The organism is Empedobacter sp. EJD.6dd (genome assembly GCF_057369435.1).
In genome coordinates this window covers 2,671,949-2,697,458 of sequence record NZ_CM170667.1, presented here as the reverse complement: position 1 = coordinate 2,697,458, position 25,510 = coordinate 2,671,949, and the positions used below count along the sequence as shown (strand labels likewise).

General features: G+C 32.0%; 19 protein-coding genes and 1 pseudogene. 3 read left to right on the top strand and 17 right to left on the bottom strand.

What is annotated here, in order from left to right:
• Positions 1-78: 78 nt before the first annotated feature.
• Both gldC and gldB read right to left on the bottom strand, forming a co-directional pair.
• Positions 79-405: a gliding motility protein GldC gene (gene gldC, locus AC2I98_RS12685; protein ID WP_038335027.1), complete on the bottom strand. Its 327-nt coding sequence runs from the start codon at positions 403-405 to the stop codon at positions 79-81.
• A gap of 17 nt (positions 406-422) precedes the next feature.
• Positions 423-1,472: a gliding motility lipoprotein GldB gene (gene gldB, locus AC2I98_RS12680; protein WP_486412030.1), complete on the bottom strand. Its 1,050-nt coding sequence runs from the start codon at positions 1,470-1,472 to the stop codon at positions 423-425.
• A gap of 100 nt (positions 1,473-1,572) precedes the next feature.
• Between gldB and nadE the strand changes: the two genes are divergently transcribed.
• Positions 1,573-2,367 carry an NAD(+) synthase gene (gene nadE, locus AC2I98_RS12675; protein ID WP_486412029.1) on the top strand — a complete coding sequence of 265 codons (795 nt, stop codon included), beginning with the start codon at positions 1,573-1,575 and terminating at the stop codon, positions 2,365-2,367.
• A 695-nt stretch (positions 2,368-3,062) separates the two neighbouring features.
• Here nadE and AC2I98_RS12670 read toward each other — a convergent pair.
• The 13 genes from AC2I98_RS12670 to AC2I98_RS12610 all read right to left on the bottom strand — a co-directional run bounded on the left by AC2I98_RS12670 (position 3,063) and on the right by AC2I98_RS12610 (position 21,470).
• A complete protein-coding gene (locus AC2I98_RS12670; protein WP_486412028.1) occupies positions 3,063-3,443 on the bottom strand; it encodes a VanZ family protein in 381 nt (126 codons plus the stop codon).
• Positions 3,436-3,816: a glycine cleavage system protein GcvH gene (gcvH, locus tag AC2I98_RS12665; protein ID WP_486412027.1), complete on the bottom strand. Its 381-nt coding sequence runs from the start codon at positions 3,814-3,816 to the stop codon at positions 3,436-3,438. The genes AC2I98_RS12670 and gcvH overlap by 8 nt, the downstream gene beginning before the upstream one ends.
• A 19-nt stretch (positions 3,817-3,835) precedes the next feature.
• Positions 3,836-11,014 carry a T9SS outer membrane translocon Sov/SprA gene (sov, locus tag AC2I98_RS12660; protein WP_486412026.1) on the bottom strand — a complete coding sequence of 2,393 codons (7,179 nt, stop codon included), beginning with the start codon at positions 11,012-11,014 and terminating at the stop codon, positions 3,836-3,838.
• Complete coding sequence (ruvA, locus tag AC2I98_RS12655; RefSeq protein ID WP_486412025.1) at positions 11,014-11,595, bottom strand: Holliday junction branch migration protein RuvA; 582 nt, start codon at positions 11,593-11,595, stop codon at positions 11,014-11,016. Before ruvA ends, sov begins: the two co-directional genes overlap by 1 nt.
• An 81-nt stretch (positions 11,596-11,676) precedes the next feature.
• Positions 11,677-12,627, bottom strand: coding sequence for a YrzE family protein (locus tag AC2I98_RS12650; RefSeq protein WP_486412024.1), 951 nt, complete (start codon positions 12,625-12,627; stop codon positions 11,677-11,679).
• A gap of 56 nt (positions 12,628-12,683) precedes the next feature.
• Positions 12,684-13,400 (bottom strand): sulfite exporter TauE/SafE family protein, encoded by a 717-nt coding sequence (locus AC2I98_RS12645; RefSeq protein WP_486412023.1) that lies wholly within the window; start codon positions 13,398-13,400, stop codon positions 12,684-12,686.
• Positions 13,385-13,828, bottom strand: a complete 444-nt coding sequence (locus tag AC2I98_RS12640) for a FixH family protein (protein ID WP_486412022.1) — start codon at positions 13,826-13,828, stop codon at positions 13,385-13,387. Before AC2I98_RS12640 ends, AC2I98_RS12645 begins: the two co-directional genes overlap by 16 nt.
• A gap of 4 nt (positions 13,829-13,832) precedes the next feature.
• Positions 13,833-15,314: a cytochrome c oxidase accessory protein CcoG gene (gene ccoG / locus AC2I98_RS12635; RefSeq protein ID WP_486412021.1), complete on the bottom strand. Its 1,482-nt coding sequence runs from the start codon at positions 15,312-15,314 to the stop codon at positions 13,833-13,835.
• A gap of 104 nt (positions 15,315-15,418) precedes the next feature.
• On the bottom strand, positions 15,419-16,366 hold the full coding sequence (locus AC2I98_RS12630) for a cbb3-type cytochrome c oxidase N-terminal domain-containing protein (RefSeq protein ID WP_486412020.1): 948 nt from the start codon (positions 16,364-16,366) through the stop codon (positions 15,419-15,421).
• Positions 16,363-16,563, bottom strand: a complete 201-nt coding sequence (locus AC2I98_RS12625) for a cbb3-type cytochrome c oxidase subunit 3 (RefSeq protein ID WP_486412019.1) — start codon at positions 16,561-16,563, stop codon at positions 16,363-16,365. Before AC2I98_RS12625 ends, AC2I98_RS12630 begins: the two co-directional genes overlap by 4 nt.
• Positions 16,563-18,830, bottom strand: coding sequence for a cytochrome-c oxidase, cbb3-type subunit II (gene ccoO / locus AC2I98_RS12620; protein ID WP_486412018.1), 2,268 nt, complete (start codon positions 18,828-18,830; stop codon positions 16,563-16,565). The genes AC2I98_RS12625 and ccoO overlap by 1 nt, the downstream gene beginning before the upstream one ends.
• Entirely contained in the window at positions 18,830-18,976 is a 147-nt protein-coding gene (ccoS, locus tag AC2I98_RS12615) for a cbb3-type cytochrome oxidase assembly protein CcoS (RefSeq protein ID WP_486412017.1), read from the bottom strand. The genes ccoO and ccoS overlap by 1 nt, the downstream gene beginning before the upstream one ends.
• 97 nt (positions 18,977-19,073) lie before the next feature.
• The gene (locus tag AC2I98_RS12610) at positions 19,074-21,470 is read right to left on the bottom strand and encodes a heavy metal translocating P-type ATPase (protein ID WP_486412016.1); all 2,397 of its coding nucleotides are present in this window, start codon (positions 21,468-21,470) and stop codon (positions 19,074-19,076) included.
• A 75-nt stretch (positions 21,471-21,545) separates the two neighbouring features.
• On the opposite strand from AC2I98_RS12610, the gene AC2I98_RS12605 reads away from it, so the two are divergent.
• Positions 21,546-22,253 carry a Crp/Fnr family transcriptional regulator gene (locus AC2I98_RS12605; protein WP_486412015.1) on the top strand — a complete coding sequence of 236 codons (708 nt, stop codon included), beginning with the start codon at positions 21,546-21,548 and terminating at the stop codon, positions 22,251-22,253.
• Positions 22,254-22,320: 67 nt separating this feature from the next.
• On the opposite strand, the gene AC2I98_RS12600 is transcribed toward AC2I98_RS12605, so the two are convergent.
• Positions 22,321-23,028: a DNA alkylation repair protein gene (locus AC2I98_RS12600; RefSeq protein WP_486412014.1), complete on the bottom strand. Its 708-nt coding sequence runs from the start codon at positions 23,026-23,028 to the stop codon at positions 22,321-22,323.
• 557 nt (positions 23,029-23,585) lie between these two features.
• Here AC2I98_RS12600 and AC2I98_RS12595 point away from each other — a divergent pair.
• Positions 23,586-23,891 (top strand): hypothetical protein, encoded by a 306-nt coding sequence (locus AC2I98_RS12595; protein ID WP_486412013.1) that lies wholly within the window; start codon positions 23,586-23,588, stop codon positions 23,889-23,891.
• A 323-nt stretch (positions 23,892-24,214) separates the two neighbouring features.
• Here the strand turns inward: AC2I98_RS12595 and AC2I98_RS12590 are convergent.
• A pseudogene (locus tag AC2I98_RS12590) lies at positions 24,215-25,417 on the bottom strand (IS256 family transposase).
• Positions 25,418-25,510 lie beyond the last annotated feature (93 nt).

Genomic DNA, 25,510 nt, shown 5'->3' with positions numbered 1-25,510 from the left:
ATTAAAGATATAAAATAAGTCGAATTTCTAACCAAAATGTTACGAAATTCGACTTAAAGTTTTTATTTGGTTAAAATCTTAACCTTTAATTTTTGAAGCAATTGCAAATTCTTCTGCAAAAGCAGCAATTCTTTCTGCAACCTCTTTTTCCTCTGTTGCTCTTTCGTAAGAGCTCGACATCGAAATTAATATCTGATGAAAGAAACGTTTCATATCATCTTGTGTCATTTCTTTTGTCCACAAATCGATACGTAAAGCTTCTTTTGCTTTATCATCCCAAACAGAAAGCAACATTGCTTTTGTTTCTTCGTGGCTAATTCCACCATCTGGTGCATTCCAAGTCATTTTTTCTGGCACGTGATTTTCGTCCAATTCAATCTCAACTGTAATATTTGTTGTTCTCATAACTTCTACTTATTAGTTTATTTCGCAAAATGGTAAATTTTACCATCTATTGTTTTTGTTGTGTAATTTGCTAAATTATTCCCTTCTAAAGCTGGTTTGTATTTAGAATCTTTAAAGATTTTTTGACCATCCATATCATCTAACAACGCTTTTAATTCTACTTTTGGATTCTCTTTCATGTATTGACGAATAATTTGCAAACCAATCCAAGCCGCAATTCTACCTGGAGAATCTTGCTCTATTTCGTTATTAAATTTTGAGAAAGGACTTAATGCTAAAAATCGTTTGTCTAACGAAGCATCTGAACTGAATACATAATTTTGTTCAACAAAAAAGTTCCAAATTTGACCTTCATTATCAATACACCATTGAATTTGTTCTGGCGTATAACCTACTTTATATTCATCTGGCGTATCCGTTAACAAAGCATCTTGCAAAATCAGTTTTTTTCCTTCGTAAATCATCTTATCAATAAATAATTGATTTCTTGGGCTAAATGTTACTACATCATTCGCAATCGCATCAACTGCCTGAGAAGGTAAACGATTTAGATCTAAATTTGTACGCAAATATCGTTCTACGCCAATACTATCATACAATTTATTTTTCGGTCCCAAATATGCATCCATAGCAATAAACATTAAACTAGATTGCTGACTAAACATCACAGGATAATCTATATTTTGAAGACCTGATGAATAGGTATAAATAGTTGGAATTTTATATTCTGGAAAATAGAATTGGTAACGTTGAAACATTGGTGTCAACGTTTGATTTAATTGTTTAAAATCTCCAAAAACCTTCCTTGATTGTCCATAAATACTCAATTCTTCTTTATTACGTCGTTGACTTTCCCAAATATCGTCCGCTGTTTTAGCGTCAAAAAAGAAAGGATAATCTTTTCGTAAAGTCGTCAAAGGGATAGAGTCGTTAAAAAAATCTTGGCTAATATCATGAATGTTTAGTTGAACATTTTGTTCTTTAACATCCACTTCCCACGATTTCTCTTTTTTGCATGCCGTAAATAAAATTAAACTCGCAAAAGCTAAGCCATATACAAATTTCATTGCTTGGTTATTTAGCTAACAAAAATAGTAAAATAATCGGTAGTATTTTCAACCCTAATTTTTTTCATAATCTGCTATCTTTGAAATAAATTATTAAACTATGCAAACTGAAAAAGTTGTAGAATATATTGTTACTTGGTTAAAAGATTATTTGGAAACAGCACACCAAAAAGGCTTTGTGATTGGAATTTCGGGCGGAATTGATTCGGCTGTAACCTCAACACTTTGCGCGATGACAGGTTATCCTTTGCTTAATTTAGAAATGCCAATTCATCAAGAAAAAAATCAAGCGGATAGAGCAAAACGTCATATTGAATGGTTAAAAAATAAGTTTTCGTCGCCAATCGATTCGATAGAAGTTGATTTAACCTCAACTTTTGACGCAATGGTTTCGGCTTTACCAAAAACAGAGACAAATGATAAAGTGAATTTAGCTTTAGCTAATACACGTTCTCGTTTGCGAATGACAACATTGTATTATTTTGCAGGTTTGCATAATTATTTAGTAGCGGGAACAGGAAATAAAGTCGAAGATTTTGGCGTTGGTTTTTATACGAAATACGGTGATGGCGGTGTAGATTTGAGTCCAATTGCTGATTTGATGAAATCGGAAGTATATGAAATTGCAAAGTTTTTAGGAATTAATACAGATATTCAAAAAGCAAAACCTACGGATGGTTTGTTTGGAGATGATCGTTCGGATGAAGATCAATTAGGTGCAAACTATGATGAATTGGAATGGGCTATGAAAGCGAAAGAAGCTGGACAAACTGCAGATGAATTTGAAGGTCGAGAAAAAGAAGTTTTCGAAATTTATTCGAGATTAAATCGAATCAATCAACATAAAATGGTTCCGATTCCTATTTGTGATATTCCAGAAGAATTGATGAAGTAAGCGGTAAGCGGTAAGCGGTAAGCGGTAAGCGGTAAGCGGTAAGCGGTAAGCGGTAAGCGGTAAGCGGTAAGCGGTAAGCGGTAAGCAAAATTAATTTTTATAACTAGAATACAATATAAAAGCAAGCGAGAGTTTGCTTTTTTTTATTTTGATGTGATGTTGAAACGAGTTCAACATGACTTTTGTATAATGTCATTCTGAATGTAGCGTTAGTGAAATGAAGAATCTAAGATTCCTCCAAACGTCGGAATGACATTTTCTTGATTGATATTTAGATACTTTTATATTTATTAGATAAAATAAAAAACATAACAATAATACTTAAAATAAACAACCACGTTATACTCATATATTTTATCTTTTTAATATTTTGAAGATTATCAAATTTCGGATAATAATATTTCCATTTTGAAGAAACATTAGTTAAGAATATATTAATCAAAAATATTGTACCAAGCGGAATTAATAAAATTGGATTTTTTAAATCAAAATTAAACTCTTTATTAGTAATGATTAAATACGAATAAATTATTGAATAATATATAAAAATTTGAATTAGAATAATTGATAAACCAGCCTTAAATTCTGAATAAAATTTGGGTATTGAAACTTTCTCCCAAAAAACAAATAATGTATAGAAAACAAAATAATAGATTTTTTCCATACATCTAAAATAAACAAAAAACTCAGTATTTCTACTGAGTTTTTTTATGTTGTAAATAATAAGTTATTGCAATGTAAGCAAGTGCGATTCCGGATAAATTTGCCATTAAATCGACAAAATCAAAACTACGATGCAATGATGTTAAAACGCCTTGTAAAATTTCGATTAGAAAACTAATCAAAAATGGAATAATCATCAAGCGTAGGGTTGTAATTTTGTAGGTGACAAATAATAATATCGTCATCAATCCAAACATTCCACAATGTACAATCTTATCTAAATTATCGATCTCTAAAAAAATTTCTAATTCTTTGATTGTACTTAATTTCGAGAAATTCTCTTGTGGAAGCAAGGTCAAATAAAACACCAAGCCTACATAAGCAAAGAATATTATTTGTTTTGTCTTATGCACCGATTAAATCTCCGTAAGCTGCAGCATCTAATAAAGCATCTAATTGAGAAGCGTCTTCAATTTTAACTTTAATGATCCATCCTTTTCCGTAAGGATCAGTGTTAATTAATTCTGGTTCTCCTTCTAATTCTGTATTGAATTCTACTACTTCTCCGCTAATTGGCATAAATAAATCAGAAACTGTTTTTACTGCTTCTACTGTCCCAAAAACTTCTTCTTGACCTAAAGTTTCTCCTTCAGTTTCTACATCAACATAAACGATATCTCCTAACTCTCCTTGTGCGAAAGCTGTAATACCAATTGTTGCTACGTCTCCTTCTACAGAAATCCACTCGTGATCTTTACTGTACTTTAAATTGTTTGGAATGCTCATACTGTTTGTTTTATTGTTTTTAATTTCCGAATGTAAAGGTAGCACTAAATCCGGCACGAATTTGAGAAATTGGAAAAGCTGTTGAAATTTTATATTTACTCATCTTCTGATCCCAATAAAATCTCAAGTTCAAATTTTTACTTACGTTATAATCTGCCGTTAATTTAAATGACATAATTCGCTGTCCACCTGTTATTTGTGAATCTCCATAAATACTTGTTGGCGTATTTGGATTATTTACATCCTCAAAGTTATAAATTACTTTTCTAATCGTTGTTTGATTATCACTTAACGAAAAATCTCCACGAATATTCAAATCACCTTTGATTGTTTTTTGATTTCCTTGGTAGCGAATCTTCATTTTGAAATCTTTGAAAATATAACCAAATCCAACAATATATTCAGATCCATAATCTTCTGTATACGTATAATTTGTTGTACTTAATGATAGATAACGATCTCTGTTATATTGTGCACGTAATTGCATACTGTTACGAAAAGTTAAATCAACACCTAATAATGGCGAAAACGATTCTATCATTGTAACTGCTCCATATAAGTTTTGAGTATAGTAATTCCCATTTTCATCTGTTCCAGTAACAATTCCTCCATTCATTATTCCTGAATCCAACATAAAGTTTGGATTAGATTGAACTCCTGTTGTTGTGTAAGTTGAATTATACGCACTCGAAATTTCAACATTATCAAAATATTTATTGACAATTGGAATAGATTTTAGTCCTGTATATGTCACACGCCAGTTCGGAACAGGAATAGAACGATTGTAACCTAATTTCGCCGAACCTGCATCTTTTCCTTGTACTGCAGCTAAAAAGGCTGGTAAAAGAACATCAGAACTTCTTGCATTAAAACCTTCATAATACTCCATTGCATCTTTATTTCCACTTCCTCTTTTTTGCGCTAAACGTCCAGAAATAGTTTTTGTATTTGCCAGGAATTGATCAAAAATAGCATCACCATCTTTAAAAGCAGTTTTGATATTAACAGTTGATATATTAAGATTTGTTAATTCATCTATATAAGGATTTTCGACTGCTAAATTGAATCCAGAATGATAAACACGACGATCTTTCATACGTTTTGCATTCAAATCAATTCGTAAATCTGGAATAGGTTCAATCAACGCTGTAGCGTTAAAATCGCTTCCTTTTGTAATTTGATAAGCATCTGTCATCAACTCATCACCTACAATCAATCCTCTTTCAACCAACTGACGTTTAATATCGAATTGTGTTCCGTACACAAAACCTAAACTTGGTCCATTATTACCATCTACACCAAAGAAACCTGGTTCGTATAACAATCCTGGAATTACTGCTCCGTTACGTTGATTATAGGTAAAATTAGCACGTTTTAATGATGATAAAACCATCCAACCATAATCTTTGGCTGTAAATTTATGTTTGAATTTGTAAGCTGATTTTTTATTTGTACGACGTTTTTTAGCAAATAAATTGGTGTAAACAGTATTTAATGAATCAATCTCTTGACGACGTCCTTTTAAAATAGAATCGAATCGTTTGTAACCTTTAAATTCTTGATAAAATTTGGCGAAATCTAAATCTCCTATCAAGTTAATTGAATTCGAATTTTGAGCTGTTCCATTTCCTAAATTTACTGGTCTTCCTTCAACTTCAAAATTTCTGTAAGCTGTAGAAGTTGCCATCCAATTATAATTAGATGTAAATCCTGTTTCAATATTCATCCAATTTAAATAAGGGAAGAATTTTAAAGGTAATTTATAATTTACCTGAAACTGCTGATCATACTGAACCGGACGACCAATAGTGAACATGTTTTGCCAAATCATATCTTGATCTGCACGTTGAAAAGTCGTTCCATCGTTCAACGTCATTGTCGAAGATGTTAAATCTAAACGTAATGATTTTGTTAAATCAAATCCTAAATTATATTGCCAATTGAACAAGAAATTGTTACTGTAAGTTGGACGAATCAAACTTGAAGATCCACCGCTATCACCTAAATATTGGCTAATATCACGATATTGTCTCTCGCTATATGTACGGGCAATTTCTGTACGGAAAGAGAAGCGTGTTGGCAAAGGATTAACATTAAACTCGCGAATAAATTGTAAATACTTACTTGATTCTTCTTTTGGTTGAACTGCTCGCAATTTCTTAAATGGCTCAAAAGATTTTCCTTTAAAACCATATGTATAATTTAACGAAGCTCTCAATTGCTGATTAACGTTGTATTGTGTATATATATCTCGGTAATAATTATCCGAATACATCATCGAAACTGAGAAATTCGAAGGATCATAAAAACGAACAGGATTGCTATTATTTGTTGATCGTACTTTACGAACATTGTTAAAAGCAAAACTTTTAAACTGAGTATATGTTCTGACAACTTTTTCTAATTTATCTTTATTAGGTGCTTCATCAAAAATAATATCGTTATCTAATGGATTATATTTTGGATCGACAAAACTTTCTTGAATTGTAAAATCGAACGGAATTTCCATCCCCCATTTCTTTGGTAAGAATTTATCTAATTTTACTTGTGCATTTAAAGCATATTGCAATGATTCATCTTGATTACGATTTGCAGGTCCCTGATCTATCGCTCCAAAACCTACAGAACTTGTACTTCCAGACATTTGCACATTGGCAAAATCTCCTAAATTGAATTGTACATTTGCAGCAGCAGCATACCCGCCTTTGTTGTCAATTTCGCTTAAGCGAAGTTCGTTCACCCAAAGTAATACTTCTTTTTCTGATGGACCCGAAGTATTTCGAACTCCAATCATAATAGAAGATACATTACCTAATGTTGGACGACCTTTTACATAAACTGTTTTATTTGGATTTTCTTGATCAAATGCATAATTAAAACGTTGTAATATATTGAAACCATCCGTATCCCTTTGTTTTTTTGCATCTGTAAACAAATCTGTATTCAGATCAATAAAGTTTTCATCTGGCCAAACTGTACTTTCTGTTGCAGAACTTTGTGGTGTATACTTTAACGGCATTTCATACTCGTAGTAGTTGTCTGTATAATCGCTACCTACACGAATAAATAATTTGGTTCCATTATCAACAGCATTCGAAGTACGATCTAATAAGTTTTGCGCAGATACAAACATTTGCATTTTTTTGTATCGTCTCAAATCTAAATTCGTATTCTTGAAAATTGCTTTTGATGTACTTCCAGGCTTAAATTTCGCTTTCAAAGTCATCGAAGCTTCGTTCTGAGATTGATAACCAGTTGTTCCTTGAGTCTGTTCACGATAAACTCCTGGAGGCATCATATAACGAGGACGATCAGTTCCATTACGTTCAATACTTACTTCTCCAACTTCTAAATCATCAATATCTTTATCTTCTTCGTATCCTTCTTGATTACTAATGATATAAGGATAAATATTTTTTGTGTATCGACGCCATTCTGAACGAACTAAATCAAATGTACCAAAACGTAACGTTGTTTCTTCATCAAAACCACGCATTACCATACGCATAAAACGAGCAGCTGTCAGTACACTTTCTGCTTGTGCTATTGAAGCGTCATTATTCAATTCTTCTACTCCATCTCCGTCAATATCTAAATCGAAGTTATCAACAGGTATACGAACTTGGTACCATTTTACTTTATGTACAGATTTATCAGGAAATTCTCCATCTACTTCTTTTCTCCCTACAATAAATTTATTATTAGGATCTTCTAAACTTTGACGGTTAATTTTAAATGTATATTGATTATAGTTTTCAGTTTGATCTAAATTAAAATCACCATTAATATCCTCTGTATCTGGCACTAATGAAGAAGCATGTAAAGGATTGTCTGTTGAATTATTACCTTGCGGATTTCTAAAATATCTGTAGCGATCTTGTACTGTATTTCCAATTGAAGCACCTCTAAAACGATCGTCCAAGAAAAATAAATAATTATCGTTCGAAGGATCTAATTCACCTGTTACTAAATTATTACTTGTAATTCCGTAACGTTGCGCTTCTTCATCATCCGTCAATCCATTGTATCCTAAATCTTGTTGTCTACGTGCAGCACCTTCTGTATCGAAAGCATATAAAATAGGATTTAATTGTGGTGTTAATCCCCATTTTGTAGAAACTGTAGCTGTTCCATTTCCTGAATGAGGCATTCCATTTTCGTACATCATTTCGCCATCTTTCAAGACATCTTCCGAAACGTTTCCTAAATGAACCAGTAACTCACCTTCTCCTCCTTTTCCATCAGCATAAGGATCCATCATCCAAAATTCGATGTACTCAACATTCGAATCTTTAAAGTTAGAAACAGATATAGGTCGCATCATTGCTCCCCAGTTCTTTGTATCAGTTGCATTTGGATTGATATTATAAGGTCCACGTTCTTGTGGATAAAATGTCATATCTAATGTACTGATATACGAATTTGTTCCAGCCATAACATCGCGTTGATCAAAAAGTTCTTTCAACTTAATACGACGCGCCATGTGCGATGACATTTGTTGATCTGTTAAAGGCGAACTACCTCCAAGACCATAAAAACGAGGATCGATAGAATACCACGACAACATACGACGACCATTATTAAATGATAAATCATCGTTTTTCATTCCATTCGGGAAGAATGGGTGAAAACCAGACGCCGAATATCCTGCTGGTTTTCCTGGAGTTGAACCGAATTTCCATGAGCCAACATCTAATAAACTGATTCGAGATTGTGCATCTTCAAAATCATCAATATATGAATATCCTCCTGTAACTTTGTTGACACCTGGCATCAAATAAGCAGCCTCTGCCTGAACGCTTATGTTCGACATTTGGTCTGTTTTAATTCCAGGAATTTTATTTGTTAAACGAGTTAACCACTCAGCTTCTGAGTTATATTGTGTATTAAGTCCAAAAATTGTATTGTTTACAGGCTCTGAACCAAATTGTGTTTTTTGTGTAACTGGGCGTTCTTGGTAATTAATTAATGTTCCTCCTAACATCAATTTATCACTAAATTTATGCTCAACATTAATTCCCATGAAACGTTTTTTCTGTAAATTAAACGTCGATTGATTTTCTAATGCTACATTAATTGGTGCACCAGAATTTTTCAATTGTTCGTTAATAATTTTCACACGCCCTAATTGATAATCAACCGTATAATCAACCCCTTCTGTTAAAGTTGCTCCTCCCGAAGTTACTTTAACAGAACCTTGCGGAACGTTAAAAGCTCCTAACGGAATACCATCTGAAACAGTTCCTTTGTAACGACCTTCTAACGTATAACGATTCGCTAATTTTTCACCAGAAAGCGTATTTGGTAATTGTTTATAGATTTGATTGAAAACGTATTCTTGATTTTGACCTTTTAATTTACCATCTAAATATTTTCCAAAAGGTTCAATAGAAGTAAAAATAATATTTCCTCTTTCTGTATCAATAGTTATTCCTGATTGAAAATCAAATAAGCCATCTCCATAAAATGTTTGACCATTTTCTGTATTTTGTTGCAGTTGACCATTCGAATTCAATCTGTCCATGTTCAGAACTTGTAATAACGATTGATCCTGAACGACTGAATTTGGTAAATAATTTAATTTCCCAGAAGATTGTTCACCATTATCTTTGAAATTAACATTCAACATAAAATCTTCACTCGAAACACCATAAGCATTTAACGAATAAATATTTTTCATCATCAAATCCCACATTGGCGAAGCCACATTAACAGCAGAATTTGGTTTTATTAATTTCGCAATAATTGGTTTATCTGTTTGATCAGACATTTGTCCAACCGTGTATAATTTACCAGGATCTGAACTCGTAGTGTATTGAAACGATACAGCTAATAAATCTTCACCATCAACCAAAGGTGTATTTAAAGAGATGTACCCTAATTTTGGGTAGAATGTAAATTCTGAAGCATCAAGTTTTCGAACATTTTCATTCACGATAAAGTTTTCACCGTCCTGAAATTGTTCTCCATTAAAATTATAAGAATTTAAGAAATTTCTCGCATCACTAATTTTACCAAACTTTTGGTCTAAAATATTTTGATATAATGTATTGTTATCATTATTTGGAGCAGAATTACTTTCAGCTATATCTCGTAAAGCAATAACAGAACGTCTACTTTGCTGATTACCTCCAGATTTATCTACTTTCCAAACTTCTATTCGTTGAATATTAATATTACTATTTATCGCTGGATAATTTTCTAAAGCTTTGTCATAATTATTTCTAAAAAATTGCCCTAAGAAAAAATGTCGGTTATATTCATATTTTTCAGCAGCAACTTTAAAATCAGTCATTACACCACCACCTTGTACAACGATATTTTTTGATTCTGAACGTTGTTCTGAGAATACAGCCGAAACATTTGTACGACCAAATTTAAGATCTGTACGAACTCCAAAAAGTGATTGTGCACCAGTAATTAAAGAAGTACTAAGCGGCATTGAGATATTACCAACCTCAATATTTTGAAGAATATCATCTTCGCCACCAAAAGGATCTAATTTATTTCCTAATGCTTTTCTCCATTGAAGTTTCATTTGATTCTCGAAACCGAAACCAGCTTGTGTATCATAATTAACTTTCAATTGTAAGTTTTCACCTACTTTACCCAAAATACTCAATTGCATACGCTGGTTAAGATCCATTGTAAGTGTTTGACGATTTTGCGGCAAAAGCATAGGATTATCTATTTTTTGTAAGAAAACTCCTAAATCTAAATTAGCATAACCTTGCGGTGTTAATGAGATTTCTGAACCTCCAAAAATAGTTTCGAATGCTTTAGATTTTATTCTAAAACTTGGTAAAATATTACTTTCTTTTTTCCCTTCTTTATCTCCAAAACGTTGCTCACGATAAAGTTGATCATTCGTTTGAGATTTTGAACGGAAATAATTTTTCATGTCTTGATTCTGAACCAATGTCAAATATTCTTGACGTGTCAAATAAATCGGTTCGGAAACTAAACTTGTTCCAATTTGAGGGTATAAAATATACTGACGCTTTAGTGCATCATAGTGTACATCGTATTTTATTTGATTATCTAAAAACAGTCCACCTTTTTGATCACGCATAGGAAACTTGAGTGTATCACTTTCCTGCGCAGTCACATCGCTCATAGCTCCCATTGCAAAAAGGAAACACAAAGCGGCTATTGTAGAGCCTTTACGAATAGTTTTTGGTTCGTTATGAATCTTCATTAAATTTTCTTCAAGGTTTCTTTTACTAAGAATTCTACATCTGCATCTGGTTGATCTTGTAGGATTTTGTCCATAATTTTCTCTGCAGATTTTTTTGGAATTCCTAAAACTTCTAAAGCAGATAACGCTTCATTCTTAGATTTATTTTTAACCGAAGTAGAATTAACATCTAATATTAAATCTTGATCCAATTTATCTTTCAAATCAATGATAATTCTTTGCGCAGTTTTGGCTCCGATTCCTTTTACGCTTTGCAATAATTTTGCATCTTCTGTTGCGATTGCTGTTGCGATTTCTTTTGAAGATAAAGTCGAAATAATCATCATTCCTGAAGCAGGACCAACACCATTAACACTAATTAACTTTTGAAAAATTTCTCGTTCTTGTTTGGTAGCAAAACCATAAAGCAATTGCGCATCTTCGCGAAAAATTTGATGTGTAAAAATTATTACTGCTTCTTCGCGTTCTAAAGAAGAATATGTGTTGAGAGAAATATTAACCCAATATCCCACCCCATTGCAATCTATTACAGCATTTGTTGGATAAATTTCGATTAATTTACCTCTTAATTGTGTTATCATTTTGACGTTTATTTAGTTATCTCACATAAAGTGATAACGTCAAAAATACGATTTATTTTATAAGGATAGAAGTTGAGATTTTTAGTTAGAATCTAATTTGAGTTTTAAAGATTTTAGCAATCGCATTTCAAAATCTTGAATGATACTTTCTGCCCAAAAATTTCCATACCAATTTAATTTAGAAGTTAATTGATATTCACAAGAAAGTGTAATTTTAGTTTGTTTTGAATTTACTTTTTGTAGTTGGTAACTAATATTCTCAAACTTAAAATAATTCCCATTCAATACATGTTGATCTGTTGGTTTTTGACGCAATTTAGATTTTGAAATATCTATTTTGAAATTAACATATTTATTTTCTTCTAATTTAGTCACATATTCATACAATTCTAAATCATCTGTAAAAGCACCAACACGAACCAATTGATTATTTTGTACAAACGATTTAGATTCTATTGGACGAGGAATTCCGATATATTGGTAAAATCCGTCCTGGTATTCTTCTTTATTTATTTTAGGAACATCTAGTAAATTTGGAAATATTTTTTCTGGTTGATTATTTACAATAATTGATTTTTCTATCTTAAAACTCTCTGTCTTATCTGGAAACACACTTTCAATTGGGAATAAAAACAATGGTAATAGTAATATGGAATATAATTTTTTATCGTTCATTTTTTCTTTTGTACGACTTCCACAAATCAATCCAACTATACCTGCAATTATTAAACCTGGAAAACCAATGATTAATCCACAAATAAAATCTTCAAATCCTGTTACAATAGAAGAAATTATATAAATCAATACAGTTAACAATGGATAAAAAAACTGCTTTAACTTTGATCGATAAAGTTCTGTAGAAGAATAAGTAATTGGTATAACACCTATTACAATTGGAATTCCAAAAATAAATATATAATTAAATACATCGATATCAAAATCACCAAAAAAATCAAAACTTAGTAAAATTCTTATAAATAAGCCATATAAAGCACCTAAAATAATTCCTATATATTCAGACTTAAATTTCATTGTGTTAATTGTTATTTACTCAAAAATACAATTAATAATAAAACACTTGCGAATTTCTACATACAATGCTCATCCATACCATTTAGCTGAAGAGCTTCTTTGGCTGGTGATATAAACGGAATATCTAATTCTAATCCACGAAGAATAAATAATACCCCTAAAATAAGTGTGATAATTGGTAAGATTTTTAAGATAGTTTGGCGTTGTTTTACTGATAAAAAATTTCCAAATAAAACGGTTGCAAACATCAAAGGTAAAGTTCCAAGTCCAAAAAAGAACATGAATAATGCACTTTTATAAACAGATCCTAAACCAATGGCAGCTGTAAGCGACGCATAAACCATTCCGCAAGGTAAAAGACCATTTAATAGACCAACTATATAAAGAGAGGAAGAATCTTTTTTGATTAAAAATTTTCCAAGAGAGATTTTTACTTTTACCATTAAGGCATTTACTGGACGAAGTTGAGTAGCTCCATTTTCGTAAAATTTCGGAATCATGACCATAATAATCATCAAAACTCCAATTAAGATACTTAGGTAATTTTGTAACCCTACAAACGAGAATGACTCGCCAATTAATCCTAAAATAGAGCCTAAAATTGTATAAGTAGTTACACGTCCTAATTGATAAGTCAAATTACGAAGTGTAAATTTTAATTTATCTTGAGATTCTAATCCCAAGGATAAAGCAATAGGTCCGCACATCCCTACGCAATGCAGGGACGATGTAAGACCTATAGATAATGCTATTATAATTATTGTGAAATCCATCGAATGGACTTTTTAATCAAATACGTTTGATTATTTTCCTTCCAACTTAATGTTAATTCGTATTCTCCGTCTATTAACTTAACAGAAGGCACTAAGAAATTTTTCCTGTCCGATAATTTGATTGCTGTTTTAACGTCTTTCGTTTCGTTATCATTTCGCATCAAATAAATATCTCCTTTAAAATCGGCAGCTGTATTAGCTGGAAATTGAAATAAAAATCCATTTGCTTGTACAAGTACTTCAGGTTTTTCAGCTAAAGCATTTGCGCGCTTTTCGGAATTGATTTCATCTTGAAAATGAATTTCTTTTTCATAATAATCTTCGGTTACCATTCCACCTGTATCTCCTGCAAAATATAACAACGATAGAATGAATATCATAAAACATCCCAAAGCGATTGCGACATAATGTCCCCAATTTAACTTCATATTACTAATATTTGAATGGAGCTGAGAAGCTCGTTTCGTATTTATCGATTACCTTTCCTTTTTGATTAACTAAGCCAATCACCACTTTTTCTTTGTAAGACTTCACTTCACTCATTGGAATTTTCAAGAAGAATTTCCCTTGAATGATTTGACCTTTCTCCATGTTCAATTTATTTACTCCTTCGTACATTTCTATTTTAGAATTTTTGTGCGATAATAATTGAACAGTTACTATTTGATCTGCGTTAGTTTTATTGTACAAGGTATATTCAAATTGATTGACATAATATTTTCCTTCTACTTTATAATCTGTACCTGGAACTTTAAGGTATTTAGATTCTACATCAGAACGTGAGAAAAGAAAAGCCGTCATTGCACCAATCAATAATAACAATGCAAATGTATAAGCTGCTAAACGTTTTGTGAATTTGAATTTTTCTCCACGTTTAATATCATCTTCAGAAGCATAACGAATCAATCCTGTTGGTAAACCAACTTTCTCCATAACTTCATCACAAGCATCAATACAAGCTGTACAGTTGACACACTCTAATTGAATCCCATTACGAATATCGATTCCGGTTGGACAAACCACAACACATTGTCCACAATCTATACAGTCTCCTTTTCCTTCTGCTTTACGATCTTCATTCTTTTTGAACTTTGCACGTCCAGCTGTAGATTCACCACGTTTAAAATCATAGGTTACATTGATTGTATGTGCATCAATTAATACACCTTGAAAACGTCCGTAAGGACAAACCAATGTACATGCTTGTTCGCGGAACCATGCAAAGATGAAATAGAATGTAGCTGAGAAGAAAACCAATCCAACTAATGTTCCTACATTTTCTGCAGGACCTTCTTTTATTACATCATACAATGCATCAGCACCAATAATATAAGCTAAGAATACATTTGCGATGATAAATGAAATGATTGCGAAGATGGTCCATTTTAGTAATTTTTTACGAATTTTTTCTTCGTCCCAATCTTGCTTATCTAATCTTATTTGTTTTGCTCTATCTCCTTCTATGGCGTATTCTATTTTTCGAAAAACCATTTCCAAGAAAATAGTTTGTGGACATACCCATCCACAAAATAAACGACCATAAGCCATGGTAAATAATACGATAAAAATAATTGTCGTGATCATTCCTAAAGCTAAAAGGAAGAAGTCTGATGTAAAAAATGGAAAACCAAATAAAATGAATTGACTGTGCAAAACATCAAATTTGAACAATGGATTTCCATTAGGTAATTTAAAGAATGGTGTTAAAATTAAGATTGCTAACAATACATAACTAACATATGTTCTATAATTTGTAAACTTACCTTTTGGTTTTTTAGGATAAACCCATTTACGTTCTCCCGTCTTTTCCATTGTACCAATGGAAGTACGTACATCTTCGTTCATTTGGCTGTTTTCATCCAAATAATCGTCTAAATTAAATTCATCTTTTGGGTCAGAATTTTGAACACTCATTATAGTGAATTTTAAATATATACAAATTTACGACTAAAAAAGAAAAGAGAGCTTATAAATAAGCTCTCTTTCAATATGATATTTGTTGTAATTATTTTGACTAATTACTTTTGTTTCCATGCTTCCATCAAATCACCTTGTGGAGCAGCTGCACCTTCTGCAACTGTCTTCGTAGGTTCTTTCTGATTGATGTAATATACGTAAGAAGCAACTTTCTCAATTGCTAATCCAGATAACTCTTTACGTTGTCCAAATGCACGCATTTGAGGATTGTGTGGTGATCCATTGTAAACAATGTGATAAATATTTTTGAATAAACTATCTTCTACATGATTCACCCAGTAATCATCAGTTAAGTTTGGTCCAATACCTCCTTTACCACCTTCCATGTGACATTGAGTACAGTTTTGTTCAAACAATTTTTTTCCTTGTTCTACAATTGCAGGATCGTTAGATTTGTTTACAGCTCCAGTGATATCAATATCATTTGCAACTGCCCAAATACTATCTTGTGTATCTTTATAGACCATTTCTTCTTCGTACTCTTTGTCCATGTGAGCAAAGTCTGTAAAGCTATATGCCATTACATAAACTACCATAAACACTACACCAAAGTAGAATAATGATAACCACCATTGTGGTAAAGCGTTGTCTAACTCTTTTATTCCGTCAAAACCATGATCTAAAATAATAGACTCTTCTTCTTCATCTGATTGTTTTTTACCAGCACTACTGAACAATCTTTTGAAATATCCAATTTTACCTTCTTCAAGATAATGTTGTTGTTCTTCTTCTGATAATCTTTTGAATCTTTCTGCTTCAACAACTTTGTTTAAAGCATTAATGATTAAAAGCATCACGATTGCAACTGCTAATACTGCCCAGAAAATTCCTTGTGCAAAAACATGTTTCAAGTGCTCAAGTAAATTGTGAATCATTCCTTGAAAACCTGGTTCTGGCACCACATCTACTGGCGTCACCATTGTAAACGCTAAGATTACTGCTAATAGCGTTAATGGGATAAATATATAAGCCGGGGTACGTTGTCTCATTTTGTATTATTTTTTTCGTTCTCTTCTGGTTCTAAATCTAAAGCTGCTGACTCGTTGTCTTTGTAATAACCTTTTGGTTTTTTCATTACTTTTACAAATATCGTTACAAAGACTGCTATGAATCCTATAAGAATTAATGTCTGCAACAAAGATGCATACTCATACTGAGAAAGGAATTCTTTATAATATTTTAACATTAGTTACTTGCTGTCTCTACTTGTTCAGCTTTTATATCTGTTCCTAAACGTTGTAAATATGCGATTAAAGCTGTAATCTCACGATCTCTTAACGGAACAAACTCTTTACCTTGTTGTTTAGCTTCTGCTTCTTTCTTAGCATATAACTCTTTCAAGTCAGATGCATCTTTAAAGATTGTTTGCTCAATTGCTAAAGCTTGTTTGTTCATAGAAACTTGCATACTGTCAAAATCTTCTTGTTGATAAGGAACTCCTAATGCAACCATAGATTTCATTTTATCACGCGTTAACTCACGGTCTAATTTATTGTCAATTAACCAAGGGTAACGTGGCATGATAGAACCATCTGATGTAGAACGTGGATTCCACATGTGTTTGTAATGCCAAGCATCAGGGTTTTTACCTCCTTCGCGGTGTAAATCTGGACCAGTTCTTTTAGAACCCCATAAGAATGGGTGATCGTAAACGAATTCTCCTGCTTTTGAGTATTCACCATAACGTTTTACTTCATCACGGAATGGACGAACCATTTGCGTATGACAAGCATTACATCCTTCTCTAATATATAAATCACGTCCTTCTAACTCTAATGGAGTATAAGGTTTGATACTTGCAATTGTAGGTACGTTAGATTTTACTACGATTGTAGGAACAATCTCTACTAATCCACCTACTGCTAAAGTTAATACAGCTCCAATTGTTAACACGATTGGTGTTCTTTCGATCCAAGAGTGTACACCTTCTCCTTGTGTACGTGCTGCTGTTTTTGGAGCCAATGCAGGAGCTTCTGCCTCTTCATTTGCTACAAAATATCCAGATTTTACAGTTTTGTAAACATTAATAATCATTAAGATTGAACCTAATAAATATAATGTTCCACCAAATGCACGTAATGGATATAGCCATTGTTTAAGAATTGTAACTGTTTGTAAGAAGTTCCCATATTCTAATGTTCCGTCTGCTGCGAATTGTTTCCACATTAAACCTTGTGTCCATCCTGCAACATACATTGGGATTACCCAGAATAATATACCAAAAGTACCAATCCAGAAGTGAGCGTTAGCTAACTTAACAGATGCTAATTTTGTATTGAATAATTTTGGTGCTAAATAATAGATCATACCAAATGCGATAAATCCATTCCATCCTAAAGTACCTACGTGTACGTGAGCAGGAACCCAGTCTGTAAAGTGACCAATTTTATTTAATGTTTTTGTTGCTAGCATTGGACCTTCGAAAGTAGCCATACCATAACAAGTTAAAGCAACTACGAAGAATTTTAATACAGGATTTTCTCTTACTTTATCCCATGCACCACGTAATGTTAATAAACCATTTAACATACCTCCCCAAGATGGAGCGATTAACATGATAGAGAAACCTGTTCCTACAGCTTGTGCCCAACCTGGTAATGCTGTATAAAGCAAGTGGTGAGGTCCAGCCCAGATATAAATAAAGATTAATGACCAGAAGTGAATAATAGATAATTTGTATGAGAATACAGGTCTATTAGCTGCCTTTGGCACAAAGTAATACATTAATCCTAAGATTGGAGTCGTTAAGAAGAATGCTACGGCATTGTGTCCATACCACCATTGTACTAACGCATCTTGAACTCCAGAATATAACGAATAAGATTTTGGTGCTGTTAAACTAAATGTTACTGGAATTTCTAAGTTATTGAAAACGTGTAACATTGTAATCGCAGCCCAAGTTCCGATATAGAACCAAATTGCCACATACAAGTGACGTACACGACGTTTAGCAATCGTTAAGAACATCTGTGTTCCAAACAATACCCAAACTAACGCGATTAATATATCAATTGGCCATTCATGCTCAGCATACTCTTTAGAAGTGTTGTATCCTAAGATAAATGTTACAAATGATAATACAATAAATAATTGCCATCCCCAGAAAACAATCCAGCTTAAAACATCGCTGTACATTCTGGTTTTCAACAATCTTTGCATTGAATAATAGGCTCCAGTAAAGAAAGTATTACCAACAAACGCGAATACCGCAAATGTTGTGTGAATCATTCTTAATCTACCAAAACCAAGTTTTCCTTGTGAATTGATTAACCCTTGAATGTTTCCTCCAATTGTCCCATCATCCGATCCGAAGATGTATTCTGGTAACGTAGGAAAAAACAACAAAGTTGCAACCAATACTCCAAAGAAAAATGCCATAACTGCCCAAAACAATGTGGCATAAAGGAAATACTTTACGATCTTATTGTCGTAACTAAAAGTCTGCATTTGCATTATGAGTCGATTTTATCTTGTGTTTTTTTATCATCTTTTAACATTCTCACTGCTGGAGATTCGTCTTCATCAAACTGTCCTTTCTTGTATCCTAAAAAGAATAAAAGTAAGAAAATTGCCCCCAAAGAGACACTAACTAATATCATTAATAATAATATCCCCATAGCTCCACAAAATTACAAAGCCCTAAGTTCTTATCACAATGATTTTGGTCAGAGCAGTATGTATAAGTCTAATTTAAAATCAATCTAAATTCCATTTTGTTAATTTATCTGCAATTCGCGTACTCGCTGTCGCAAAAATTAACACTGAAATAGAACTTATTGGCATCAATATAGCCGCTACAACTGGCTGTAAATAACCAGAAACGGCAAAACTAAGCCCTACAATATTATACAAGAAACTGATGATAAATGCTATTTTTACAAATTTCATCGTTGTCTTTGATAACTTTAAAAAATTTGGAATTGCCGAAAAACTTTTAGCATCCAAAATACCATCACATGAAGGCGAAAAACTATTAATATCTTCAGAAATAGAAATACCAACAGTACTTTGCTTTAAAGCTCCAGCGTCATTCAATCCATCACCAAGCATCAATACTTTCTTTCCTTCTTGTTCTAATTGTTTAATATATTCTAACTTATCAGATGGCGATTGATTAAAAATCAATTTTGCATTGGATGGAAAAATTGTTTCTAAATATTCTTTTTCAGAATCATTATCCCCAGACAAAACGTGTAACTGATAAGCATCCAACTCTTTCAATAAACGATCTAAACCATTTCGGTATCGATTGGTATACACAAATTTACCAAAAACTTCTCCATCTATCGCTATAAAAACTTGAGATTGATTCAATATATTTTCATTAAAAATTGCATTCGTAAAACTTCTCGAACCAACCTTTACATGATGACCATCCACTTCGGCTTGCTGACCTTTTCCTACAATCTCTTCATAATTAGAAATTGGCAAATGATCATCTACACTTAACTTTTTATATAATGTACGACTTAAGGGATGATTAGAGTTTCTGATTAAGGCTTTAATCAATTGTTTTTGATATTCAGACAATTCTTTTCCTTCGTATTGCACTTGCGCCTCATCACTTTCGGTAATTGTACCTGTTTTATCAAAAACAACATCTGTAATTTTTTCCATTCTTTCGACAGTCGATGTATTTTTTACATAGAATTTCTTATTACCGAAAATACGCATCATATGTCCCAAAATAAATGGCGAAGACAATCCCAATGCACAAGGACAAGCAATAATTAGAATAGAAGTTACAACTTCTAAAATTTTTGATGAATCATGATAATACCAATAAACAGCAGAAATTGCTGTAATAATAAGAATGATTATGGTAAAATAATGACTGATTTTATTGGTTAAAGCATTCAATTCTGATTCTTCTTTCTGAAAAGCATCATTATTCCAAAGTTGTGTTAAATAACTTTGATTAACATCAGAAATAATTTCTAACTCAATTGCGTGACCAGATTGTTTTCCTCCAGCAAATATTTTATCACCTGCATTTTTCTGAATTAAACGAGATTCTCCTGTAACAAACGAGTTATCAATCATCGCTTCGCCTTTCATTAAAATAGCATCAGCTGGAATAATTTCTTCATTTCTAATCAAAATTCGATCACCTTTTTTCAAATCAGCTAATAAAATTGGCTGCTCGTGACCATTTTCTAACTTCGCAACTGCAATAGGATAAAACGATTTGTAATCTCTATCGAATGCCAACGCTTGCATCGTTTGTTGTTGAAACCATTTCCCAGTCAACATCAAAAACAATAACATCGCTAATGTATCGAAATAACCAGGTGAAATATCAAAAATGATATCATACGTTGATTTGAACATTATAACGATAATTCCTAATGCAATTGGTACATCAATATTAATATACTTGTTTTTCAACCCTTGCCATGCTGAAACAAAATAATCGGTAGATGAATAAAAGAAAACAGGTAAAGACAACGCAAACATTGTCCAACGAAAATATCCTTTATTTTGATCTAACCATTGCTCTTTTACCTCTCCAAAAACTTCGACATATTCAGGAAAAGATAAAAGCATAATATTTCCAAAACAGAATCCTGCAATTACCAATTTACTCACCAAAGATCGATCGACTTTGCTTTTTTTCTTTTTGTCTAATGTTTTTAGATTAATCGAAGGTTTGTAGCCTAAATTTGTAATAAATCTTGCCAAATCACCTAATTTTAAATCAGCATCTCGGTACGTAACTTGTACCGTTTTTTGAGTAAAATTAACATTAGATGAGATGATATTTGGGTTGATTGTATCTAAACTTTCTAACAACCAAACACACGAAGTACAGTGCATAACAGGCACATAAAAGGAGACAACCGTAACACCATCATCTGAAAAATCAACCACTTTATCAAAGATTTCTTTAGTGTTTAAGAAATCAAATTGATGATTACTTTTTCCGTCAGGGCGTAAACCTGCATTACGATTGAGATCGTAATAATCTTTTAGGTTATTTACGTTTAAAATCTCGTAAACCGTTTTACAACCTTGACAACAAAAATCCTTTTCATCGAACTGAATAACCTCTTCTTCAATTCGTTGACCACAGTGAAAACAATTCTCTTCCATACTATTTTACAAAATTACTTTCCTTTTACCAGAATTAACGTTAACTTTGTATGAATTAAGTCATAACAATAAGATATGTCAGAGTTTAATGAGAATGTAGTGTCGATTAAAGCGATGTTTGATAACCCAGAGTCTTTTGGGGTTTTTAGTAAAGAGGAATTATTGGAGTTTGAGCAAGAAAAGAAGATCTTCAACCTAAAAAAAGGAGATGAGATTATCCAAGAGGGACACACACCGAAAGGAATTTACTGCGTAATGAAGGGAACTGCCAAATTATTCAAAATTGGTTTTAATGGAAAAGAACAAATTCTACGTTTTATCAACGAAGGAGACATTATCGGTTATCGCTCTATTTTAAGTCAAGAAGTTTTTGGTGCATCTGCAACAGCAATGACACCTGTGGAAATTTATTATATTCCAGAAAAATTCTTCTTGAAATTATTGGAAGTTAATCCAAAATTAGCATTTAATATTTTGCAACGTATTGCAAAAGATTTGGGTGAATATGCAAGAACAATCACTTATTTAGCACAAAAAACAGTTCGCGAACGTTTAGCAGAAGTTTTAATTTTATTAGAAGGAAAATTAGGAACTGACAAAGATGGATTTATCAACATTTCGTTGACACGTGAAGAAATGGCAAATTTGATTGGAACAGCAACAGAGTCTGCTATTCGATTAATTTCAGAATTCAAAACAGATGAATTGATTGAAGTTGAAGGTAGAAAAATCAAAATCTTAGATCATCAAAAACTGACTAAATTAGGTCATGTGATATTATAAAAAAGAAATCCTCTCATTTTTTGAGAGGATTTCTTTTTTGCTTTAAGTAAAAGCATTAAACCTTTAGTTATTTCAATTTCATATAATATTCCTTGAGAATGGGATCTATTTTTTCTACAGCGTATCTCAATGTTGTTCTAGGCATTCTTAATGTATATTGATCTAAAAACTGAATCAATTTTTCGTCGTTCATTTTTCCCATTTCGCGCAACATCCAACCATTTGCTTTGTGCATCAAATCATGAGAATGATTTAAATTTTTTACGACAATTTCGGGAACAATTTCTAGTGAATTTTGTTTAATATAATACATTGTCGAAACAACTGCAATTCTTTTTTCCCACAAATTTTCGGAATTTGCTAAATCATAAAGTAAATCTTCGCGTTTTTGATTAAAACAATAATGTCCTAAAATTTTATAACAACTTGTATCAACCAAATCCCAATTATTGATTCGTAAACTTTGTGATAAATAAAAATCGACAAGTTCTTTTTGTTGAAATTCATTTTTCAATTTCTGATATTTTTCAACCAACATTAACAAGGCAACCAAACGATATTCGTGAATATCAAAACTCAATAAACCTTTGATTTCTGTTAATGAAATATTTTGATAATATTCTTTTGCAACCAATCGTTGATTAGGAACTGTAATCCCTAAAAATTGATCACCTTCGCCATACTCACCTTTTCCAGTTTTAAAATATCTACTGACACTTTCAACTTTATTTGGATCTGCTAAATCATGTAAAGTAGATTTTATCTCGTTTAACATTCTTCATAAATTTTGAAAGTAAAATACAAAAAAAAAGTTCAATTATGAACTCTTTTTTTATAATTAATTCGTCATTTCGAGTGAATTTTCGATTCGAAAATTTGTATCGAGAAATTAGATGAATTTCAATTTATTTCGCCTTAGTTCTCGATACAAAAATCAAAGATTTTTACTCCATTAGATTTGATTTATTAAAATAATTAATTTTATTATAAAGAGAAAAGTGTTTAAGTAAATTAACACTTGATTTTTATATAAAAATGACATTTTATCAAGACATTATCAAATTGATAATAATAAAAAATCAACCACTAAGGTTTTAAAATCTTTCAACAATAACATTGATATATCGCACTGGAAAATACGGGTCGTTACAATTTTGCATTGTACGAGGTTCTTAGCACAATAAAAACGTCTTTTTATGTTATAAATCCTTTGCATTTGAAACGAAGTATTGGTCTTTTGAGATGTAAAAATGATAAAATTGATAGTCAAAGAATATGCTTTTTTTATTGAGAATAATTATATGGAACTTGAGTTATGAAATTCTATTTCAAATGAGCTTCAAAAAAAATAGTTTGCTTAATGCGGAATGTAGACGTCGCGTGATAATAAAATCAGGATTATTACAACAATTACACGACTTTAAGCAGTTTAAAAATCTTGCAGATAAAGAAACTATAAAGCTCAACCAACAATTGATTTTAACTTTAGGTAAGCAAATTAAACGTATTGAAAATAAAATATTAAACCATAGTAATGACAATGCTGAATTAAAAAATCAATACGAACGTATACAGACAATGCCTGGCGTAGGAAAGGTTTTGGCTACCTTAACGATTATTAAAACAAAAGGTTTCTGACATAAAATCTACTCGAAAGATGGCTTGTTATTCTGGTGTGGCATCTTTTGAGCATCGTTATGTTCTTCAATATATCATAAAACCAAAAGTTTCTACAATGACGATAAAGAACTTAAGAAAGTATTACATTTAGCAGCTTTGAGCACAATTAGGTTGGAAAATGATTTGGCGAAGTTTATGAAAGAAAAGTTGAACAAGGAAAAAATAAAATGTCCGTTCTTATGCAATTAGAAATAAAATTATACACAGAATTTATGCTATAATTAAAAATAATTCGACACTATCCCATCAAGTGTGTAAGTAGAAAAGTTAGGGCTTAGATTTTATAATCTGAGCCTATTTTCAAAAATAAGCATAAATTGGTTTAAAACAATTCCCCAATTATGGATTGGCATAGTCCATTTTTTAGTGGACTCTTTGAGTGCCAGATAAACAGACTTTAAGACAGCATCATCGGTAGGAAATGACATTTTATTTTTAGTGTATTTTCTAATTTTTCCGTTTAGATTTTCAATTAAATTAGTGGTGTAAATGATTTTACGGATTTCTAGCGGAAATTCAAAAAATACGGTTAATTCATCCCAATTATTTCTCCAGGATTGAATGGCGTACAAATATTTACTTTCCCATTTTGTTGCAAAATCGTCCAAAGCAGCTTTTGCGGCGTCTTTGTTGGGTGCTGTATAAATGTGTTTCATATCGGCAGAAAACTCTTTTCTGTCTTTCCAAACCACATATTTGCAAGCGTTTCTAATCTGATGAACTACACAAATTTGAGTTTGCGATTCTGGAAAAACAGAGCGAATAGTCTGGGTAAATCCGTTCAAATTATCGGTTGCTGTAATGAGAATATCTTCAACACCACGAGCTTTTAAATCGGTCAAAACACTCATCCAAAAACTGGAACTCTCATTCTTTCCAAGCCACATGCCTAACACTTCTTTTCTTCCCTCTCGGTTTAAACCAACGGCTAAATAAATGGTTTTATTGATGACTTTTGAATTTTCTCGAACTTTAAAAACAATTCCATCCATCCAAACAATCAAGTATAAATCGTCTAACGGTCGGTTTTGCCAAGCAACAACTTCACTGGCAACAGCGTTAGTAATTCGTGATATTGTTGATGTTGAAATATCAAAATCGTACATTTCTTTGATCTGTTCTTCGATGTCCGAAACACTCATTCCTTTGGCATAAAATGAAATAATAATATTTTCTAAACCATCGATAATATTGTGTCTTTTGGGAACTAAAGCAGGTTCAAAACTACCTTGTCTATCACGAGGAACCTTAATTTCTGATTCACCAAAAGCGGATTTTATTTTCTTGGAGTCATGTCCGTTTCGATAATTTCCATCTTTACTTCTGGCATGTTTTTCATTGTCTAGATGACTATCTAGTTCAGCATCCAGCATATGTTCAACTGCTTTCTTGTGCAGCTCCTTGAAGAAGGATGTTAAATCCTATCCATTCTTAAAGGACTTGTAAAAATCCTTACTGTTTAATAAATCTTCTTTGTCGATCATAACTATGTAACGTTTAAAAATAATAAAAAGTTATCTCCGAAAAATTATTTGAGCTGTAAGGCTCATAATTTTTCAGAATAACTTTTCTTCTTA

Excerpts from the sequence above, each read along its gene's own strand:
- gldC (WP_038335027.1), bottom strand. The coding sequence starts at position 405 with ATGAGAACAACAAATATTACAGTTGAGATTGAATTGGACGAAAATCAC.
- gldB (WP_486412030.1), bottom strand. The coding sequence starts at position 1,472 with ATGAAATTTGTATATGGCTTAGCTTTTGCGAGTTTAATTTTATTTACG.
- nadE (WP_486412029.1), top strand. The coding sequence starts at position 1,573 with ATGCAAACTGAAAAAGTTGTAGAATATATTGTTACTTGGTTAAAAGAT.
- gcvH (WP_486412027.1), bottom strand. The coding sequence starts at position 3,816 with ATGAGCATTCCAAACAATTTAAAGTACAGTAAAGATCACGAGTGGATT.
- sov (WP_486412026.1), bottom strand. The coding sequence starts at position 11,014 with ATGAAGATTCATAACGAACCAAAAACTATTCGTAAAGGCTCTACAATA.
- ruvA (WP_486412025.1), bottom strand. The coding sequence starts at position 11,595 with ATGATAACACAATTAAGAGGTAAATTAATCGAAATTTATCCAACAAAT.
- AC2I98_RS12650 (WP_486412024.1), bottom strand. The coding sequence starts at position 12,627 with ATGAAATTTAAGTCTGAATATATAGGAATTATTTTAGGTGCTTTATAT.
- AC2I98_RS12645 (WP_486412023.1), bottom strand. The coding sequence starts at position 13,400 with ATGGATTTCACAATAATTATAATAGCATTATCTATAGGTCTTACATCG.
- AC2I98_RS12640 (WP_486412022.1), bottom strand. The coding sequence starts at position 13,828 with ATGAAGTTAAATTGGGGACATTATGTCGCAATCGCTTTGGGATGTTTT.
- ccoG (WP_486412021.1), bottom strand. The coding sequence starts at position 15,314 with ATGAGTGTTCAAAATTCTGACCCAAAAGATGAATTTAATTTAGACGAT.
- AC2I98_RS12630 (WP_486412020.1), bottom strand. The coding sequence starts at position 16,366 with ATGAGACAACGTACCCCGGCTTATATATTTATCCCATTAACGCTATTA.
- AC2I98_RS12625 (WP_486412019.1), bottom strand. The coding sequence starts at position 16,563 with ATGTTAAAATATTATAAAGAATTCCTTTCTCAGTATGAGTATGCATCT.
- ccoO (WP_486412018.1), bottom strand. The coding sequence starts at position 18,830 with ATGCAAATGCAGACTTTTAGTTACGACAATAAGATCGTAAAGTATTTC.
- ccoS (WP_486412017.1), bottom strand. The coding sequence starts at position 18,976 with ATGATATTAGTTAGTGTCTCTTTGGGGGCAATTTTCTTACTTTTATTC.
- AC2I98_RS12610 (WP_486412016.1), bottom strand. The coding sequence starts at position 21,470 with ATGGAAGAGAATTGTTTTCACTGTGGTCAACGAATTGAAGAAGAGGTT.
- AC2I98_RS12605 (WP_486412015.1), top strand. The coding sequence starts at position 21,546 with ATGTCAGAGTTTAATGAGAATGTAGTGTCGATTAAAGCGATGTTTGAT.
- AC2I98_RS12600 (WP_486412014.1), bottom strand. The coding sequence starts at position 23,028 with ATGTTAAACGAGATAAAATCTACTTTACATGATTTAGCAGATCCAAAT.
- AC2I98_RS12595 (WP_486412013.1), top strand. The coding sequence starts at position 23,586 with ATGAGCTTCAAAAAAAATAGTTTGCTTAATGCGGAATGTAGACGTCGC.